The sequence below is a fragment of the Streptomyces sp. NA04227 genome (genome assembly GCF_013364195.1).
Lineage (GTDB): Bacteria > Actinomycetota > Actinomycetes > Streptomycetales > Streptomycetaceae > Streptomyces.
Genome location: NZ_CP054918.1, coordinates 558,641 through 575,556, shown reverse-complemented (window position 1 = coordinate 575,556; position 16,916 = coordinate 558,641). Strand labels below are relative to the sequence as shown.

At 71.7% G+C, this 16,916-nt stretch carries 17 protein-coding genes; 9 read left to right on the top strand and 8 right to left on the bottom strand.

The genetic code is table 11. The annotated features are described in order from the left end of the window. The first annotated feature begins 150 nt into the window (after positions 1-150). On the top strand, positions 151-897 hold the full coding sequence (locus tag HUT18_RS02125; RefSeq protein ID WP_176104235.1) for a DedA family protein: 747 nt from the start codon (positions 151-153) through the stop codon (positions 895-897). Here HUT18_RS02125 and HUT18_RS02120 read toward each other — a convergent pair. Then, positions 894-1,808 (bottom strand): LysR family transcriptional regulator, encoded by a 915-nt coding sequence (locus tag HUT18_RS02120; RefSeq protein ID WP_176097281.1) that lies wholly within the window; start codon positions 1,806-1,808, stop codon positions 894-896. The two genes, HUT18_RS02125 and HUT18_RS02120, sit on opposite strands and share 4 nt — an antisense overlap. A gap of 71 nt (positions 1,809-1,879) precedes the next feature. On the opposite strand from HUT18_RS02120, the gene HUT18_RS02115 reads away from it, so the two are divergent. After that, positions 1,880-2,791, top strand: a complete 912-nt coding sequence (locus tag HUT18_RS02115; protein ID WP_254878387.1) for a 4-hydroxy-tetrahydrodipicolinate synthase — start codon at positions 1,880-1,882, stop codon at positions 2,789-2,791. A gap of 18 nt (positions 2,792-2,809) precedes the next feature. On the opposite strand, the gene HUT18_RS02110 is transcribed toward HUT18_RS02115, so the two are convergent. The 3 genes from HUT18_RS02110 to HUT18_RS02100 form a co-directional block, all read right to left on the bottom strand. Beyond that, positions 2,810-4,228 (bottom strand): DUF2252 domain-containing protein, encoded by a 1,419-nt coding sequence (locus tag HUT18_RS02110; protein ID WP_176097278.1) that lies wholly within the window; start codon positions 4,226-4,228, stop codon positions 2,810-2,812. 15 nt (positions 4,229-4,243) lie between these two features. Further along, complete coding sequence (locus tag HUT18_RS02105; RefSeq protein WP_176097276.1) at positions 4,244-4,390, bottom strand: hypothetical protein; 147 nt, start codon at positions 4,388-4,390, stop codon at positions 4,244-4,246. Positions 4,391-4,586: 196 nt separating this feature from the next. Then, positions 4,587-5,090 carry a gamma carbonic anhydrase family protein gene (locus HUT18_RS02100; RefSeq protein WP_176104234.1) on the bottom strand — a complete coding sequence of 168 codons (504 nt, stop codon included), beginning with the start codon at positions 5,088-5,090 and terminating at the stop codon, positions 4,587-4,589. 157 nt (positions 5,091-5,247) lie between these two features. Between HUT18_RS02100 and HUT18_RS02095 the strand changes: the two genes are divergently transcribed. Continuing rightward, positions 5,248-6,015, top strand: a complete 768-nt coding sequence (locus HUT18_RS02095; RefSeq protein WP_176097274.1) for an acyltransferase — start codon at positions 5,248-5,250, stop codon at positions 6,013-6,015. On the opposite strand, the gene HUT18_RS02090 is transcribed toward HUT18_RS02095, so the two are convergent. Further along, complete coding sequence (locus HUT18_RS02090; protein ID WP_176097272.1) at positions 6,016-6,882, bottom strand: DMT family transporter; 867 nt, start codon at positions 6,880-6,882, stop codon at positions 6,016-6,018. It lies immediately after the preceding gene. 93 nt (positions 6,883-6,975) lie between these two features. Here HUT18_RS02090 and HUT18_RS02085 point away from each other — a divergent pair, with 93 nt between their 5' ends. Then, on the top strand, positions 6,976-7,548 hold the full coding sequence (locus HUT18_RS02085) for a helix-turn-helix domain-containing protein (RefSeq protein ID WP_176097271.1): 573 nt from the start codon (positions 6,976-6,978) through the stop codon (positions 7,546-7,548). 37 nt (positions 7,549-7,585) lie between these two features. On the opposite strand, the gene HUT18_RS02080 is transcribed toward HUT18_RS02085, so the two are convergent. Continuing rightward, entirely contained in the window at positions 7,586-7,993 is a 408-nt protein-coding gene (locus HUT18_RS02080) for a CoA-binding protein (RefSeq protein WP_176097269.1), read from the bottom strand. 96 nt (positions 7,994-8,089) lie between these two features. Beyond that, positions 8,090-8,686, bottom strand: coding sequence for a TetR/AcrR family transcriptional regulator (locus HUT18_RS02075; RefSeq protein ID WP_176097267.1), 597 nt, complete (start codon positions 8,684-8,686; stop codon positions 8,090-8,092). A 137-nt stretch (positions 8,687-8,823) separates the two neighbouring features. On the opposite strand from HUT18_RS02075, the gene HUT18_RS02070 reads away from it, so the two are divergent. Together HUT18_RS02070 and HUT18_RS02065 are read left to right on the top strand one after the other, a co-directional pair. Next, positions 8,824-9,711, top strand: coding sequence for a hypothetical protein (locus HUT18_RS02070; protein WP_176097259.1), 888 nt, complete (start codon positions 8,824-8,826; stop codon positions 9,709-9,711). Positions 9,712-9,714: 3 nt separating this feature from the next. Further along, positions 9,715-10,326, top strand: a complete 612-nt coding sequence (locus HUT18_RS02065; RefSeq protein WP_176097258.1) for a DUF2867 domain-containing protein — start codon at positions 9,715-9,717, stop codon at positions 10,324-10,326. A 79-nt stretch (positions 10,327-10,405) separates the two neighbouring features. Here HUT18_RS02065 and HUT18_RS02060 read toward each other — a convergent pair whose 3' ends face one another. Continuing rightward, positions 10,406-11,692, bottom strand: a complete 1,287-nt coding sequence (locus HUT18_RS02060) for an alpha-L-fucosidase (RefSeq protein WP_176097256.1) — start codon at positions 11,690-11,692, stop codon at positions 10,406-10,408. A gap of 369 nt (positions 11,693-12,061) precedes the next feature. On the opposite strand from HUT18_RS02060, the gene HUT18_RS02055 reads away from it, so the two are divergent. The 3 genes from HUT18_RS02055 to HUT18_RS02045 are packed head-to-tail and all read left to right on the top strand — an operon-like array spanning position 12,062 to position 16,901. Then, positions 12,062-12,688, top strand: coding sequence for a YigZ family protein (locus tag HUT18_RS02055; RefSeq protein ID WP_176097254.1), 627 nt, complete (start codon positions 12,062-12,064; stop codon positions 12,686-12,688). Between the two features lie 56 nt (positions 12,689-12,744). Further along, positions 12,745-13,908 (top strand): exonuclease SbcCD subunit D, encoded by a 1,164-nt coding sequence (locus HUT18_RS02050; protein WP_176097253.1) that lies wholly within the window; start codon positions 12,745-12,747, stop codon positions 13,906-13,908. Next, a complete protein-coding gene (locus HUT18_RS02045) occupies positions 13,905-16,901 on the top strand; it encodes an AAA family ATPase (protein ID WP_176097251.1) in 2,997 nt (998 codons plus the stop codon). The genes HUT18_RS02050 and HUT18_RS02045 overlap by 4 nt, the downstream gene beginning before the upstream one ends. Positions 16,902-16,916: the final 15 nt, after the last annotated feature.

Here is a 16,916-nt window from a genome sequence, read left to right as displayed (position 1 = left end):
CGGGGAGTGGTCGACCGAGGGTCCGCCGAGGGTCCGCTTTCGAGTCACGGCCCGTTACCCGGCAGCAGGTAAGGTTCCCCGGGTGCCTGGACCCTTTTGGGGTTCTTGCCGGTTGTGGCCCAGGCAGGAGACCGATTGAAGGGACCGGCCTTGCACGTCCAGGAGTGGCTCGACAGCATTCCCGCGGTCGCGGTCTATGTGATCGTGGCCGGTGTCATCGGCCTGGAGAGCCTCGGCATTCCGCTGCCCGGCGAGATCGTCCTGGTCTCGGCGGCGCTGCTGTCCTCGCAGCACGGTGACGTGGACCCGGTCATGGTCGGCGTCTGCGCGACCGTCGGCGCCGTGGTGGGCGACTCCATCGGGTACGCGATCGGGCGCAAGGGTGGCCGCCCACTGCTCGCCTGGCTGGGCGGCAAGTTCCCCAAGCACTTCAGCGACGGGCACATCGCCGCGGCCGAACGCTCCTTCCAGCGCTGGGGCATGTGGGCCGTCTTCTTCGGCCGCTTCGTGGCGCTGCTGAGGATCTTCGCCGGTCCGCTGGCCGGTGTGCTGCGGATGCCGTACTGGAAGTTCTTCGTCGCCAATGTCCTGGGCGGGATCGTCTGGGCCGGCGGTACCACGGCGGTCATCTACTACGTCGGCGTCGTGGCCGAGTCGTGGCTCAAGCGCTTCTCGTACCTGGGGCTCGCCATCGCCGTGGTGATCGGGCTGGTGTCCTTCCTGGTGGTCAAGCGGCGTACGGCGAAGATGGTTGCCGAGGCTGAGGCCGCAGCCGCTGTGGCGGACGGTGAGGGTGCGGAGGGCAAGGAGCTGGAGTCGGTCGCGGTCGGCGGGCCCGACGCGCAGGTGAAGGACACCGACGAGACGCCGAAGGCGGCCGTTCCCGCGGGGGACTAGGAAGCACCGCGCGTGGTGCCCACCGCTGTGCGCGCCGCCGCCACGAATGCGGCGATCGCCGGGTGGGTGCCGCCGCCCGCGCGGAAGGCGACCTTCGAGCGGCGGAAGAGGGGCAGCCGGGTCAGGACCACGCCCTCGGGGGCGTGGGCGGTGGCCATCTCCGGTACGAATCCGGCGCCTTGCCCGATAGCGGCCAGCGCCAGGACCGTACGGAAGTCGTTGACCTGATGACGGATGCGCGGCTGGAAACCGGCCGCCTGACAGGCGCGTACGGCCATCGCGTGCCCGGTCGTGCCGTCCCGGGCCGTGATCCACGGGGATGTGGCCCACGGTCCGAGCAACTCCACCAGCGTGCCGCCGTGGGCGACGCGACCGGTGGCGTCGCCCGTGGCCAGGTACACGGGCTCCTCCAGCAGGGGCACCTGGTCGACCGTGGTGTCCGGTGACGCGGGGACGAAGTCGTAGTCGTGGACGAGGGCCACGTCGAGTTCGCCGGCGCGCAGGCCGTCGGAGACCCGAGCCGAGTCGATCTCCTGCACCATCGGTTCCAACGCGGGGTGCCGCAGGGCCAGTTCGGCGAGCGCGGCGGGCACGATCGCGGGGCCGCCGGAGGGAAACGTCCCGATCCGCAGCGACCCGCCGATGCCCTCGCGCGCCCCGGCCAGCTCGGAGACCGCCAGTTCGAGGCGTTCGAGTACGGCGTCGGCGTGGGTGACGAGGGTGCGGCCCGCGGGCGTGAGCACCACCCGCCTGCCACTGCGCTCCAACAAGGGCACGCCCGCCTCGCGTTCCAGCACGCTCAGCTGCTGGGAGACGGCCGAGGCGGTGAAGGTGAGGGCCTCGGCCACGGCCGCGATGGTGCCGCGTCGATCCAGTTCGCGCAGCAAGTGGAGGCGTCGGACGTCGAGCATAAGGTGAGCTTAGCTAAAAGCGAAGAAACATGAACTGGATCTACTGTGTTCGCCTCGGTCAGGCTGTGCACATGAAGACCGAAGCGAACCTCACCGGCCTGTTCGTCCCCTTGGTGACCCCGTTCACCGACGACCTGCGGCTCGCCCCGGACGCGCTGGCCCGCCTCGCCGACGAGGCGCTGTCGGTCGGCGGCGCTCGCGGACTCGTCGCCCTGGGCACCACGGCGGAGGCGGCCACGCTGTCCGCCGAGGAGAAGCGGGCCGTGGTCCGCGTCTGTTCGGTCGCCTGCCGGGCACACGGAGCTCCGCTGATCGTCGGCGTCGGCACCAACGACACCGCTGCCGCCATCACGACCCTGCGGGACCTCGCGCAGAGCGGTGACGTCGCCGCCGCGCTGGTTCCCACGCCGCCCTACACCCGGCCCGGTGAGGCGGGAACGCTGGCGCACTTCACGGCACTCGCCGAGCACGGGGGCCTGCCGCTGATCGTCTACGACATCCCGTACCGCACCGGTCAGACCCTCAGCCCCAACACGCTGAACGCGCTCGGGCACCTGCCGGAGGTCGTCGGGGTCAAGTACGCGACCGGCGCGATCGACGCGGCCACGATGGAACTGCTCGGCTCGTCGGCGCCCGGTTTCGCGGTGCTCGGCGGTGACGACGCCGTCATCTCGCCGCTGCTCGCGGCGGGCGCCCGCGGCGGCATCCTGGCGTCAGCCAATGTCCGCACCGCCGACTACGCCGAACTGATCTCGCTGTGGCATCGCGACGCCGCCGGACCGGCCCGCAGGCTGGGATCCGAACTGGCCCGGCTGTCCGCCGCGTTCTTCGCCGAGCCGAATCCGACCGTGATCAAGGGGGTGTTGCACGCCCAGGGCCGTATCCCCAGCCCGGCCGTCCGGCTGCCGCTGCTTGCCGCATCCGCCGATTCGGTCCGGCAGGCGATGGATCTGGCCGCCGCGAGTGCGGTTCTCGCATCCTGACCTGACGGCACCCGGTCCTCAGGCCGCCTCGGCCGGTACGCGTCCGGCCTTGATCGCGTCGACCAGAGCCTGGTGGTCCTTCTCGTTCTGGTCCGCGTACAGCTCCGCGAAGGTCGCCAGCGCGCGGTCGAAGGTGTCGCCGCCGCCCAGATAGGCGGCGATCGCGATGCGGTCGCCGGAGCGGGCGTGGGCGCGGGCCAGTGTGGCGCCGCAGAGCCGGCCGAACAGGGCCATCGTCTTGGGCGACATGTTCTCGGCGACGGCGATGCCCTTCCAGTCCCGCAACTGGCGCACGTAGAAGTCCCGCCGCCTGCCGTCGATGCCCTGGACGCGTTCCCAGCCCAGGAAGATGTCGCTGGTGGCCTGCATGAGCCGCTGGCCGGCGACGACGCGCTCGCCCTGATTACGGAAGCTGCTGCCACCGACGTAGGGCGCCAGAACCGACTCGTCGGCCTCCTTGGCCTGGAGGATCAGGGGATCCTCGTCGTCCGTGCCGAGCAGCAGGATGATCCAGCAGCGGGTCCCCACGCTGCCCACGCCGACCACCTTGCGGGCGATGTCGGCGACGCGGTAGCCCTGCAGCAGGAACCGGCGGTCCGTCTGCAGGGTGTGGCCGTAGCGCTCGATGAGGCGGACGATCTCCTTCTCCAGCGCGCCGCGTTCGGCGTCCGGCAGCAGGTCCTGGAGCCGTACCAGCAGCGGTGGGTCGGGAGCGATCCGCCGTCGGCCGGCGACGACGTGCGTGAGCTTGCCGAAGGCCTGCAGCGTGTCATGTGCACGAGCCCGTTGTGTGGCACGTTCCCAGCGATCGCGTTGCCCGGGGCTGAGCATCCTGCCGTACTGCTGCATCAGTTGGTCCGTGTCGGCATGGGTGTACCAGACGTCGAGATTGCCCATCCCGGCGAAGTCCCGCATGCGTTCGCGGTAGGCCCCCACCGCCGCGCGTACCACCGTCGCCCGTTCCTTGGCGCTGAAGCCGTTCGCCCGGCCCGCGATGACGAAGCTGGCGGACAACCGCTTGACGTCCCACTCCCACGGGCCCGGCAGCGTCTCGTCGAAGTCGTTGATGTCGAACATCAGCCGCCGCTCCGGGGAGGCCAGCAGCCGGAAGTTCAGCAGGTGCGCGTCGCCGCAGCACTGCACCCTGATCCCGGTGCGCGGCGTCTCCGCAAGGTCCGCGGCCATGATGGCGGCGGCCCCGCGGTAGAAGCGGAACGGTGCCTCGCTCATCCTGCCGTAGCGGATGGGTACGAGGTCCGGTACCCGCCTCGCCGACTGGTTCTCGATGATCTCCACCGGGTCCGTGCGCTTGGGTGGGGGCTGGAACTCGGCGTGGCTGGACCGGGGTACCTCCACGCGCGCGGCCTTGCCGCGGGCGGCCCGGTCCCGAGGGGTGAGGTGCCGCGTCTCGTCGCCTGAGAGGTGATTCTCGGTCATTGCGGACACGCTTCCTCATCTGGTGACCGGCGCGCTGGTGGCTCGGCGGCACAGCGGGCGAGGGTCGTCCAGCGTGACGTCGAGTTCGATGTCGACCGGGTCGCCGCCGCGAGCAGATCGTCTCTGTCCGGCGTGCTGGGTGAAGTGGGCGTATTCGCCCACTTATTCAGCCTATGTCCACGCGGTGCCCCCAGCGACCTGGGCCCGGGGGCCATGAACCGGCCGATCAACGGCGCCACCGCATGCGACGAGAGCGTGCGGGGCGAGGGCGTACGGGGCGAGCGTGTGCGAGGTGAGCCACCGGACGCCCGCCCCTGTGCGGGCGTCCGTGCGTTTCCGTTCCGTGCCCCCGGCCCGGTCAGCCCTCGAACGTCTCCCGGTGCTGCCCGGCCAGATCCACGTACACCTCGCCGTTGGCCTTCACCAGCTCACGCTCCTCGTCGGTGAGCGGGCGTCGTACCTTCGCGGGCACTCCGGCCACCAGCGAACCGGGCGGGATCCGCATCCCCTGGGGCACCAGGGCATGGGCGGCGACCAGTGAACCGGCGCCGATCGCCGCCCCGTTGAGCACCGTCGAGCCCATGCCGACCAGGCAGTCGTCGCCGACCGTGCAGCCGTGCAGGACCGCGTTGTGGCCCACCGTGACCCGCTCGCCCACGGTGACCGGGAAGCCGGGGTCGGCGTGGACCGTGCAGTTGTCCTGGATGTTGCTGCCCGCGCCGATGACGATCGGACCGCCGTCCCCGCGCAGCACCGCGTGGTACCAGGCGCTGGCGCCCTCGTGCAGGGTCACCTCGCCGATGACGACCGAGGTCGGCGCCGTGAACGCCGACTCGTGCACCTGTGGTTCCCTGCCGCCCATCGCCGCGATCAGCGCGCCCTGTGCCACGTCCACTCCTCGTCTCGGGTTCCCGGGTCCACGGAACCGTAGCGAGTGGGCCGCCCCGCAGGGCACCGTGGGGTGAAGATCACAGGGTGTGGGCAGGTGGTGGCCACGGGTCGGTGAGTACCTTGGGCGGGTGACGAAGAGCAAGAACGTGTTCTCGTCCTTGGCCGCCAGGCGGCGCGACCTCGGTCAGCGTGTCGTGCACGCGGTCTGGGACTGGGTGCAGCGCACCGGTGCGGTGACGGCCGGGCATCCCGGGCGACTCCGGTTCGGCGCGATCGGCACCGGTACCCGGCTCGCCTTCCCGCTCGGCACCGTCTTCGGCGAACCGTGGATCCATCTGGGCGCCCACTGCATCATCGGCGAGCAGGTCACGCTGACCGCGGGCATGATGCCGGACCTCGATCTGGGCGCCGACCCCATCCTGCGTATTGGCGACGGCGTCGTACTCGGCCGGGGCAGCCATATCATCGCCGACACCTCGGTCACCATCGGCTCCGACTGCTACTTCGGCCCGTATGTGTACGTGACGTCCACCAACCACTCGTACGACGACCCGCAGCAGCCGATCGGCAAGCAGTGGCCGCGGATGGATCCGGTGGAGATCGGGGCCGGCTGCTGGGTGGGCACCGGTGCGGTGATCCTGCCCGGGGCGCGGATCGGGCGGAACGTGGTGGTCGCCGCGGGCGCGGTGGTGCGCGGCGAGGTGCCCGACCACGCGGTGGTGGCGGGCGCGCCCGCGCGGATCGTGCGGCGCTGGCATCCGGAGAGCGGCTGGCAGCCGCCGCTGCGGACGCCCCCGCCGGTGCCGATTCCGGACGGTGTCACGCCCGACGAACTAGTGGCCCTCGAAGAGTGGAGCCGCAGCACGGACGGCGCGGGCGATCCGGCCGGTGGCTGATCAGCCGGTCGCGAGCAGCAGGGTGCCGACCAGGGCGAGGCCCGCTCCGGCCGCCTGCACCGGCCGGAGGCGTTCGCCCAGGACGCCGCGCGCCGCCAGCGCGGTCACGACGGGGTAGAGCGAGGCGAGCACGGCGGCCATGGTGACGGGGCCGTTCTGCGCGGCCAGCGCGTACGTGCCGTTGGCCGCGACATCGGCGATACCCACAAAGGCCAGCGCGGGCAGCGAACCGCGGATCACCCGCAGCCCACCGTCCTCGGGCAGTGCCGGCGCGCCCCTGCGTACGGCGAGCCAGAGCGCCCCGCCACCGGCGAGCACATTGGTCACCCGCTGGACGAACAGGGCGAGGAACAGCCCGGTCAGCGTCGTGGACGCCTCGGAGATCAGGGCCATCACCGCACCGAAGCCGAACGCGGCCACGAGTGTCATCACGATGACCTGGCGCTGCACCGGCGCGCCCCTCAACTGGGGCCCGCCCGCGAGGAGTACACCGAGCACCGCGACCCCGATCCCCGCGAACTGCAGCAGTCCGGGGCGTTCGCCGAGCACCAGGCCGATACCGACGGGGACGGCGACGCCCATGGTGCCGAGCGGCGAGACCACGCCCATCGGGCCGAGTGCCAGTGCCCGGTAGAAGGCCAGCATGGCGACCGGCCCGACCACGCCCGCGGCCACGGCGAACCACAGTCCGGTACCCGCTTCGTGCCACCCGCCGGTGGCGATCACCACGGCTCCGAGGACCAGTACGGCGAGCGTCTGCGAGACGACGACCACGGTCAGTGCGGGGATCCGGCGGGTGAGCAGACCTCCGCCGAAGTCGGCGCATCCCCACAGGACGCTTGTGGCAAGCGCCAGCAGTGCCGTCACGGGAAACCTCGCAGTACAGTGTGGTGGACCTTCAGGTGCACCACAGCGTAGTTCAGTGAACTGAACTACGTCATCCAAAATATTGGACGGTACGTGTCGGATCTCGACCAGCTCACGCAGTCACTGGCCCGCAACCTCAAGCGCTGGCGGGGCGAACGCGGCTATACGCTCGACGCCCTCGCCGCCAGGTCGGGGGTCAGCCGCGGCATGATCATCCAGATCGAACAGGCCCGCACCAACCCGAGTGTGGGCACCACGGTCAAGCTTGCGGACGCCCTCGGCATCAGCATCACCACCCTCCTCGACTACGAGCAGGGGCCGCAGGTGCGGGTGGTCCCCGCCGAGCAGGCGGTACGGATGTGGTCCACCGACGCGGGCAGCCGGGCCATACTGCTCGTCGGCACGGAGAAGCGGGGCCCCCTCGAACTCTGGTCCTGGCGTCTGATGCCCGGCGAGGGCAGCAGTTCGGACGCGCATCCACCCGGCACGGTCGAAATGCTCCAGGTGACGGCTGGCGTACTGACCCTCGACGTCGACGGCGAGGCGCACAGCGTGCCCGCCGGATCCTCGGCGACCTTCGAGTCGGGCGTCCCGCACGCCTACCGCAACGAGGGCACCGAACCGGTGGAGATGACACTCGCCGTGTCCGTTCCGCCTCCGCACTAGGGCGGGTACCGAGCTGCGAGCGTGAGCCCGGGCGTCGTCAGTCGAGCAGCGGGATTTCGATGGCGGGGCAGCGGTCCATCACCATCTCCAGACCCGCGGCGCGGGTTCGCTCGTACGCGGCCTTGTCGATGACGCCGAGCTGGAACCAGACCGCCTTGGCGCCCTTGGCTACGGCTTCATCGGCGACCGTGCCGGCCAGTTCGCTGTTCACGAAGACGTCCACGACGTCAACGTCGAAGGGGATGGCCTCAAGGGAGGGGTAGCCCGGTTCCCCATGCACCGTCTCGGCTTTGGGGTGCACAGGGATGATCCGTTTGCCGTAGCGCTGCAGGACCCTTGCGACTCCATATGCGGCGCGTCGCTCGTTCGCGGAGAGACCCACGATGGCCCATGTGTCGCCGAGTTCGTTGAGGATCTTGCGGATGGTGGCTGTCTCGCTGTGCATGCCTGTGCCTCCCGGGGCTGTGTGCGCCTGAACGAGAACGGTCGTCGGCTGAGGGGCATTCCCGGCCGGCCGCCGGTTCGGCTGACGAGCGGTCACTCACGCCCCGGTGAGGGCGAGCGCCGCGTCAAGGATGGTTGAGCTCAGTGCGGGGAGCTCGTCGGGGGATTCGGACAGCAGGAAGAGCCAGGCGAAGACGGGGCCGACCAGCAGGGCGTTGAGGGCGGCGGGGTCGGGGCGCCTGGCGAGCTCACCGCGTGCGTCCGCGCGGTCCAGGATCTCCGTGAGGGTCCGACGCTGGGCGTGGAGGTACTTCGCGTCGAAGCGTTGCAGCAGCGCGGGATCGGCGTGGACATCGGCGAGCAGTCCGGGAACCGTCCCCGGCGGCGGCCCGGCCATGCTCTCCGCGATCTCGGCGAGTACGGCGGTCAGATCGGCGCGGAGCGACCCGTGGTCGGGTACCACGGCCAGGAACTGGTCCGGCAGGAGAACGTCGAAGATCATTTCCTGTTTGGTGGCGTGACGCCGATAAATAGCCGCCTTGCCCACGCCTGCACGGGTGGCCACCTGGTCCGTCGTGAGCCGGGCGTATCCCACCTCGGCCAGCAGCTCTCGCACGGCGGCGGCAATGGCCTCGTCGACGCGAGTGTCCCGGGGGCGGCCCCCGATTTTCCGGTCTTGCTTTCGAGCGGGCATGCGTGCACTATACGGAACCAGAGGTATCGAAACTATTAGTTCCGTAAGTTTCATGATCGCTGTCTGCATGGCCGTGGACCAGCGGAGCGGCAGCGGGGGAGCCGTATCCGCACCTCGGTCGGAATCGAAGGGGAGACATGAGCAGTTCGCTGACGACGAGGTCACCGGAATCCCGTACGGCGACGACGGCGCCGCCGCGGGCGCTGTGGTGGGCCGCCGCACTGGCGGCGATAGCCGCGGCCCTGCACACCTTCGTGCAGACCGGTCCGACCCTTGACGCGCTGATGGACGGTGACGGCGACCCCGAGGCCCGACAAGGGCTGCGGATGATGTGGCACGGCATGTCGGCGATCGCCTGGACCTGCCCCGTCGTCCTGCTGCTGCTCCGGCACCGGCCCGCGACCGTGACCAGGCCGGTACTCGGCTTGATCGCGCTGCTGAACGGCTCACAGGCCGCACTGTTCGCGGTGGCCGCGCTGTGGGTCGACGGCGCGTCCTGGCCGCTGTCGACACCTCAATGGGCTCTGCACGCCCCGGTGGCGTTCCTGGCCTGGCGGGCCCGCCCAGCGAGGCCCGCAGGCAGGCCGGAGCCACCGGTTCGCCGCGGTCGCGGGCGGCTGGCGCTGCTGTGGTGCGCGATCGTCGTCGCTGTGCTCAACGCGGTCGTCCACAGCCTCGCCACGCTGCACTCGTGGCCGGACGCGCTGCTGGCGAGCGACACCGCCTCCGGCCCGAAACTCACCCTCTACGTGATGTGGCTGTTCAGCTGCGTCCTGTTCTGCGCGATCCCGGTGACGATGGTGTGGTCCCGCCGGACCTCGGCCGCAGCGGCCCGATTCCTACTCGGTTACCTCGCCGTGCTCGTGACGGCCCTGGCGGTGTCATGGGCAGTCACGATCACCTTCGGGTTCGGGCCCGACCTGACGCCGGTCGGGCCCTTCTCCCTCGGCCTCCTGGCCGCACTCACCGCCCTGAGCGCGCCACCCGCAACCGACCGGCCGCGCAGGCCGGAGGGGAAGGACTGACAGATGCGGATCCCGAAAGCCGCCCACACCGAACAGCCGTGGCGGATCCACGAGTTCACCCGCGACTTCCGGATCGAGGACGTCTGGTCCTTCCGCGCCCCAGGTGCCGGGCCCGACGACTTCCCCGTGATGCTCGACGCGCTGAAGGCGGCCTATGACACCCGAAAGGAACCCGCCCCGGTGCGGTTCCTGTTCGCCGTGCGCTGGAAGCTCGGCGCCCTGCTCGGCTGGGACTCCCCCCGGGCGGGCCTGGGCAGCCGGGTTGCCTCGCTGCGCGAGCGGCTCCCAGGCGACCTCGCTCGGACCGCCGCCGACGCCACCCCCTGCACCGATCCCTTCACCGACGTGTACCTGCTCGGCGACGAGGCCGCCCGCGAACTGGCCAACAGGACCGTGCACGACATCATGCACCTGGGCTGGGTAGCGAACGGCGAAGGCGGATACGAGCTGCGCATGGCGGCCCTGGTCAAACCCAACGGGCGGTTCGGACGGCTCTACATGGCCTTCATCGCCCCCTTCCGCTACCTGATCATCTACCCCGCGCTGACCCGCCAATGGGAGCGTGCCTGGCGGGACCGCACCCGCCTGCTCGCCGGGACGACCCCCGGCACCTGACGAGCGAGGCCCTGCCTCGCAGGGTGCGGATGCCGCCGGTGCCTGAGGTCGCACCCGTGGCGGCGGGGCGGGATGTCGCTCAGTCGCGGCCGGTTCCCCGGTACAGGTCCAGTTCTCCGTCGAGTTCGAGGGCGAGCACGGTGGCGTGGGTGTCGATGTCGGGGGTGGGTGGTGCGTCGATCCACAGCACGCCGGGCACCTCGTGGAGTCCTCCGATGACGCGGTGCGTGAGGGTGGTGCCGGTTCCGAGGACGCTCACGCGTTTGACGGGTGTACGCAGTCCTCGTACGGCCACGGTCTCCTGGGGCGGGTCGAAGCAGATCAGGTAGAGGGTGCGGCGGTCCGCGGAGAGTGTGCTGGGGCCGTAGTGGTGTCCTGCGGGCAGTCCGGCGACGGTGCCGTACACGGCTTCCTTGTGGCGGCGGATCCATGCGCCGAGTCCTTCGAGGCGCGCGGTCTGCTCCTGTGTGAGGGTGCCGTCCTCGCGGGGGCCGACGTCGAGCAGGAGGTTGCCGCCCATGCCGATGGTCTCGGTGAAGTAGCGGACGAGCTGGCGTACGGATTTGTGGTGGTGGTCGTTGTGCTGGAAGCCCCAGGAGTCGTTGACGGTCAGGCACAACTCCCAGGGGCCGTCGGGTGCGTGGAGCGGGACGCCCTGCTCGGGGGTGGCGTAGTCGCCGTGGCTGAGCATGCGGGCGTTGAGGATGGTGTGCGGGTTGCCCGCGTGGATCTGGGCGGCGAGGTCGCCCATCCGCCATTGTTCCTCGGTGCGTTCCCACTCGCCGTCGAACCACAGCAGGTCGGGGGCGAAGCGGTCGACGAGTTCGCCGACTTGGGCGTTGCGGTATGCCAGGAAGCGGTTCCAGGCTTCCGGGTCTTCGGCGCCGTCCGGGGGAGCGCTGAAGGCGTTGGTGTTGATGCTGGTGACGTCGGTGTCGATGCGCGGCGGGTCGGGGTGGCGGACGCTCGCGTAGTCGGGGTGGCTCCAGTCGGAGTGGGAGTAGTAGAGGCCGACTTTGAGGCCGCGGGCGCGCAGCGCGTCGACGTACGGTGCGATGAGGTCGCGGCCCGCGGGTGTGCGCCGCACGACGTTCAGGTCGCTCTGGGCGGTGTCCCACAGTGCGACACCGTCGTGGTGACGTGCCGTCAGTACGGCATAGCCCGCGCCCGCGCGGGCGAACAGGTCGGCCCAGGCGGCGGGGTCGTAGTTCGCGGCGGTGAAGCCGTCGAGCTGCTTCATGTACTGCGTGTGCGACACCTGGCCGAGGTAGAAGGACCAGGACTCGGGTACGCCGTCGACGGCGTAGATCCCGTAGTGGACGAAGATGCCGAGCTTGGCGTCGGGGAACCAGGGTTGCATGACCATGCGGCCACGCTAGGCCGGTGCCTCCCGGTCACGCGTCGGCCAGGACCACCCATCAGTGGTCCGTTTTCACCGGCGATGCCCACCTCAGGCCCACCCTTGCGTGCCGCTCGGGCGGGCCAAGCCGACGGGCCCGCACTACGGCCCCGTGCGGCACCTCGATGACCGTGCCGCGTGAGGTGACGTTGCTTTTCGCACCGTCCGCGCTGCTGGGGAAGGTGAAGGTCACTCCGCCATGCCAGTCATCCGAAGAGCTTAATGATCGGATGATTCGTCGCTCGTTCCCCGCGCGGCACAACCACAAGGCTCCCGGCGACCCCCGCCCGAGCGCCCGGCGCTCAGGGGCCGGGCAGGCCCGCATACCCTGTCCGGATGCAGGACGAGTACCGCACCGTCGCCCAGCAGTCGGTGCACGAGACCGAGGTGAACCGCTCGCGGTTCCTGTGCACCCTCGCCCCCGCCGCCACGGAGGAGGAGGCGCAGTCGGTCGTCGCCGGGGTCCGCGCGCGGCATCCGGACGCCAGCCACAACTGCTTCGCGTACGTCATCGGGGCCGACGCCCGGGTGCAGAAGGCGAGCGACGACGGTGAACCCGGCGGCACCGCGGGCGTGCCGATGCTGCAGATGCTGACGAGGCGCGAGATGCGGTACGTCGTCGCCGTGGTCACCCGCTACTTCGGCGGCACCAAACTCGGCGCGGGCGGCCTGATCCGCGCCTACGGCGGAGCCGTCGGAGAAGCCATCGACGCCGCCGACATCCGGGTCCGCAGGCGCTACCGGCTCGCCACCGTCACCGTGGACCACCAGCGCGCGGGCAAGGTCGAGAACGACCTGCGGGCCACCGGCCGCGCGGTGCGCGAGGTGCGGTACGCGGAGGCGGTCACCATCGAAGTCGGTCTGCCCGACGCGGAGGTCGCGGCCTTCGGCGCCTGGCTCGCGGACGTCACGGCGGGCACCGCGCGGCTCGAACTCGGCGGCGAGGCCTACGGGGAGAGCTGACGGGTCCACCGCCGTCCGCGACGGCGTTGTCACACCCGCCCGCTAGGGTCGGGATCATGAGGTTGCTCCACACATCGGACTGGCACCTGGGCCGGTCCTTCCACCGCGTCAGCATGCTCGGCGCCCAGGCCGAGTTCATCGCCCACCTGGTCGAGGTGGTGCGCAGCGAGGGCGTGGACGCGGTGCTCGTGGCGGGCGACGTCTACGACAGAGCCGTGCCGCCGCTGGCCGCCGTGGAGCTCTTCGACCAGGCGCTGCACCGCCTCGCGGACCTCGGTGTGCCCACCGTGATGATCTCCGGCAACCATGACTCGGCGCGCCGACTCGGCGTCGGCGCGGGCCTGATGGGGCACGCGGGCATCCATCTGCGCACCGACCCCGCCCACTGCGGCGAGCCGGTGCTGCTGTCCGACGCGCACGGCCCGGTCGCCTTCTACGGCCTGCCGTACCTCGAACCCGCCCTGGTCAAAGCGGAGTTCGGGGTGCGCACGAGCGGGCATGAGGCGGTGCTCACGGGCGCCATGGACCGGGTCCGCGCGGACCTCGCGGGCAGAGCGCCGGGCACCCGGTCCGTCGTCCTCGCGCACGCCTTCGTGACCGGCGGACACATCAGCGACAGCGAACGCGACATCACCGTCGGCGGCGTCGCCTCGATACCGGCCGCCGTGTTCGACGGCGTCGACTACGTGGCGCTCGGCCACCTGCACGGCAGCCAGACGCTGACGGAGCGGGTGCGCTACTCCGGTTCCCCGCTCGCGTACTCCTTCTCGGAGAGCGAGCACCGCAAGGGCATGTGGCTGGTCGACCTGGATGCCGCGGGTGCCGTCTCGGCCGTGCGCGTGGACACACCCGTACCGCGCGGGCTCGCGCGGATCAGCGGACGGCTCGAGCAACTCCTCGCCGATCCACGGCTGTCCGGGCACGAGGGCGACTGGATCGAGGCCACTCTCACCGACCCGGAGCGCCCCGCCGACCCGATGGCGCGCCTGTCCGAGCGTTTCCCGCACACCCTCACCCTGGTCTTCGCGCCCGAGGGCAGGGACGCCGAGCCGGAGGTCTCCTACGCGGAGCGGCTCCGTGGGCGCAGCGACCAGGAGGTCGCGGAGGACTTCGTCGCCCATGTGCGCGGCAGCGAGCCGAAGGAGGCGGAACGGCTGGTGCTGCGGGACGCCTTCGACGCGGTGCGCGCCGAGGAGACGCTGCGGGAGGTGGCCCGGTGAGGCTGCACCGGCTCAGCCTGTCGGCCTTCGGGCCGTTCGCGACCACCCAGGAGATCGACTTCGACGCGCTCGCCTCGGCGGGCCTGTTCCTGCTGCACGGACCGACCGGCGCGGGCAAGACCTCCGTACTCGACGCCGTCTGCTACGCGCTGTACGGGGCGGTGCCCGGTGCCCGCCACGGCGGCCAGGGCATGACGCTGCGCAGCGATCATGCCCAGGCCGCGCTGCGCACCACGGTCGGCCTGGAGTTCACGGTGGCCGGGCGGCGTCTGGACATCACCCGGCAGCCCCCGTGGGAACGGCCGAAGAAGCGGGGCGCGGGTACCACTGTCGACAAAGCGACCGGAATTCTGCGGGAGCTCGACGGGCAGGGCTGGAAGGCGCTGAGCCGCTCGCATCAGGAGATCGGCGAGGAGATCACCCAGCTCCTCGGCATGAGCCGGGACCAGTTCTGCCAGGTGGTCCTGCTGCCACAGGGGGACTTCGCGCGGTTCCTGCGCTCCGATGCCGAGACCCGCGGCAAGCTGCTCGGCCGTCTCTTCGGCACCGGCCGCTTCGCCGCGGTGGAACGCGAACTCGCCGACCGGCGTCGGGCCGCCGAGGCGGCGGTGCGCAAGGCCGACATCGGACTCCTGGCCGAGGCCCACCGGATGCAGCAGGAGGCGGGCCCGGCGGCCGAGGTACCGCTGACCGAAGCCGCGCCCGGCGACCCCGGGCTCGCGACCGAGGTCCTGACCTGGGCCGCCCAGGCCCGCAGCGGCGCACGCGAACACCTGACCCAGGCCCGCTGCGCACTGGACACCGCCGAGCAGGCCCGCCAGGAGGCGACTCAACGCCTGGACGAGGCAAGGGAGTTGGCGCGGCTGCAGCAGCGCGCGGAGGAGGCGCGGGCCGGGGAGCGGAACCTGGCCGAGCGGGCCGAGGAGCACCGCCGGGTCGAGGAACGTCTGGCCCGTGGCCGCAAGGCCGAGCGGGTGGCGCCCGTGCTGTCCCTGCGGGAGTCCGCGGCGGCCGCGCACCGACGGGGCGCCGATGCCGAGGCACGGGCCCGCGCACTGCTGCCGGGCCGGTTCGCCGAGGCCGGAGCGGACGAACTCGCCGCGGCCGCACAGGCGGTGGCCAAGGAACTGGGCGCGCTCGACGCGGCGCGGCGGGCCGAGCGACGCAGCACCGAGGTCGCCCGCGAGCGGGACCTGCTGGAACGCCAGGAGCACGCCGACGGCGAGGCGCTGGCCGAACTCGACGGCTGGCTGGACGGCTGGCCCCGGCAGTCCGAGACGCTGCGCGCCGGGGTCGAACGCTGCCAGGAGGCGGTGGCCCGTACCGAACAGCTCGCCGGACGGCTCGACTCCGTACGCGCCCGGGTGCAGGCGGCCCAGCGGCGCGAGGAGTTGACCGGCGAGGCGGCGGCCGCCGGGGCGGAGCTGACCCGGGCGCGTGAGGAGGCGGCGACCGCCCATGAGCGCTGGCTCGCGCTCAAGGAGCAGCGCCTGGCCCACTTCGCGGCCGAACTCGCCGAGGGACTGCGGCCGGACGAGCCGTGTGCGGTCTGCGGTTCACCCACCCACCCCGAGCCCGCCCGCAAGGCGCCGGGCCATGTGGACCGCGCCGCGGAGGAGGCCGCGCTCGAGGCGCACCGGAGTGCCGAGGAAGCGCGCGCGGCGGCCGAGGGCCACCTCGCCGTCCTGCGGGAGAGCCTCGCCGCCGCCACGGCGGCCGCGGGCGACGAAGCCCTGGAGCGGCTCACCGAGGAGTACGGCGAGACTCACGAGGAGTACGACCGGACCCGCGCGCTCGCCTCCGGACTGCACTCCGCCCGCGAGGCCCTGGCCCACGCGGAGGCGGAGCACGAACGCAGGCGCGCACAGCGTCAGGGCGTCGCCGAGCGCGCCGCCTCGCGTGCTTCGCTCCGGGACGCCCTCGGCCGTGAACAGGCGGCCCTGGACGAGGAGTTGAGCCAGGCCCGGGGCGAGGCGGGCAGCGTGGACGCGCGTGCCCGCCAACTCGCGGCGCAGGGCGCCCGGCTCGACGAGGCGGCCGGGGCGGCCCGTCTCGCGGCGGATTCCGCGGCCCGGCTCAAGGACGCCGACGCGCGCGTCGCCGACGAGGCCTTCCGTGCCGGTTTCCCCACCCCGAGCGAGGCGGCCGAGGCGATTCTGACCGACGCCGCCCACCGCGAACTCCAGCACCGGCTGGACGACCGGCAGCGCGAACAGGCCGCCGTACGCTCCGTCCTCGCGGAGCCCGAGACCATCCGCGCGGAATGCCTGCCGCCCGCGGACCCCGCCGGGGCCGAGGCCGCGCTGCGCTCGGCGGCCGACCGCTCGCGACGGGCCGCCTCCTCGGCCGACGCCGCCCGGGAACGCTGCCGTGAACTGGACCGGCTCTCCGTACGCGCCACCGCCTCGGTACGCCAACTCGGGCCGCTGCGCCAGGAGTACGACCGCGTGGCCCATCTCGCCGCGCTCGCCGCCGGAACCTCCGCGGACAACGAGCGGCGCATGCGCCTGGAGTCGTACGTGCTCGCCGCCCGGCTGGAACAGGTCGCCGCCGCGGCCACGGCCCGGCTGCGGCGTATGTCGTCGGGGCGCTACACGCTCGTGCACTCCGACGACCGCAGCGGACGCGGACGTTCGGGACTCGGCCTGCACGTCGTCGACGCCTGGACCGGCCGCGAGCGGGACACCGCGACCCTCTCCGGCGGTGAGTCCTTCTTCGCCTCGCTCGCGCTGGCACTGGGTCTCGCGGATGTGGTCACCGAGGAGGCGGGCGGCGTCCGGCTCGACACCCTCTTCATCGACGAGGGCTTCGGCAGCCTGGACGAACAGACCCTGGACGAGGTGATGGACGTCCTCGACGCACTGCGCGAACGGGAGCGCAGCGTGGGGATCGTCAGCCATGTCGCGGATCTCCGGCGGCGCGTCCACACCCGGCTGGAAGTGGTCAAGGAGCGCACCGGATCGGTGGCGAAGCTGCGCGGCGCTCCGGACTGACGTCCAATCCAGGGG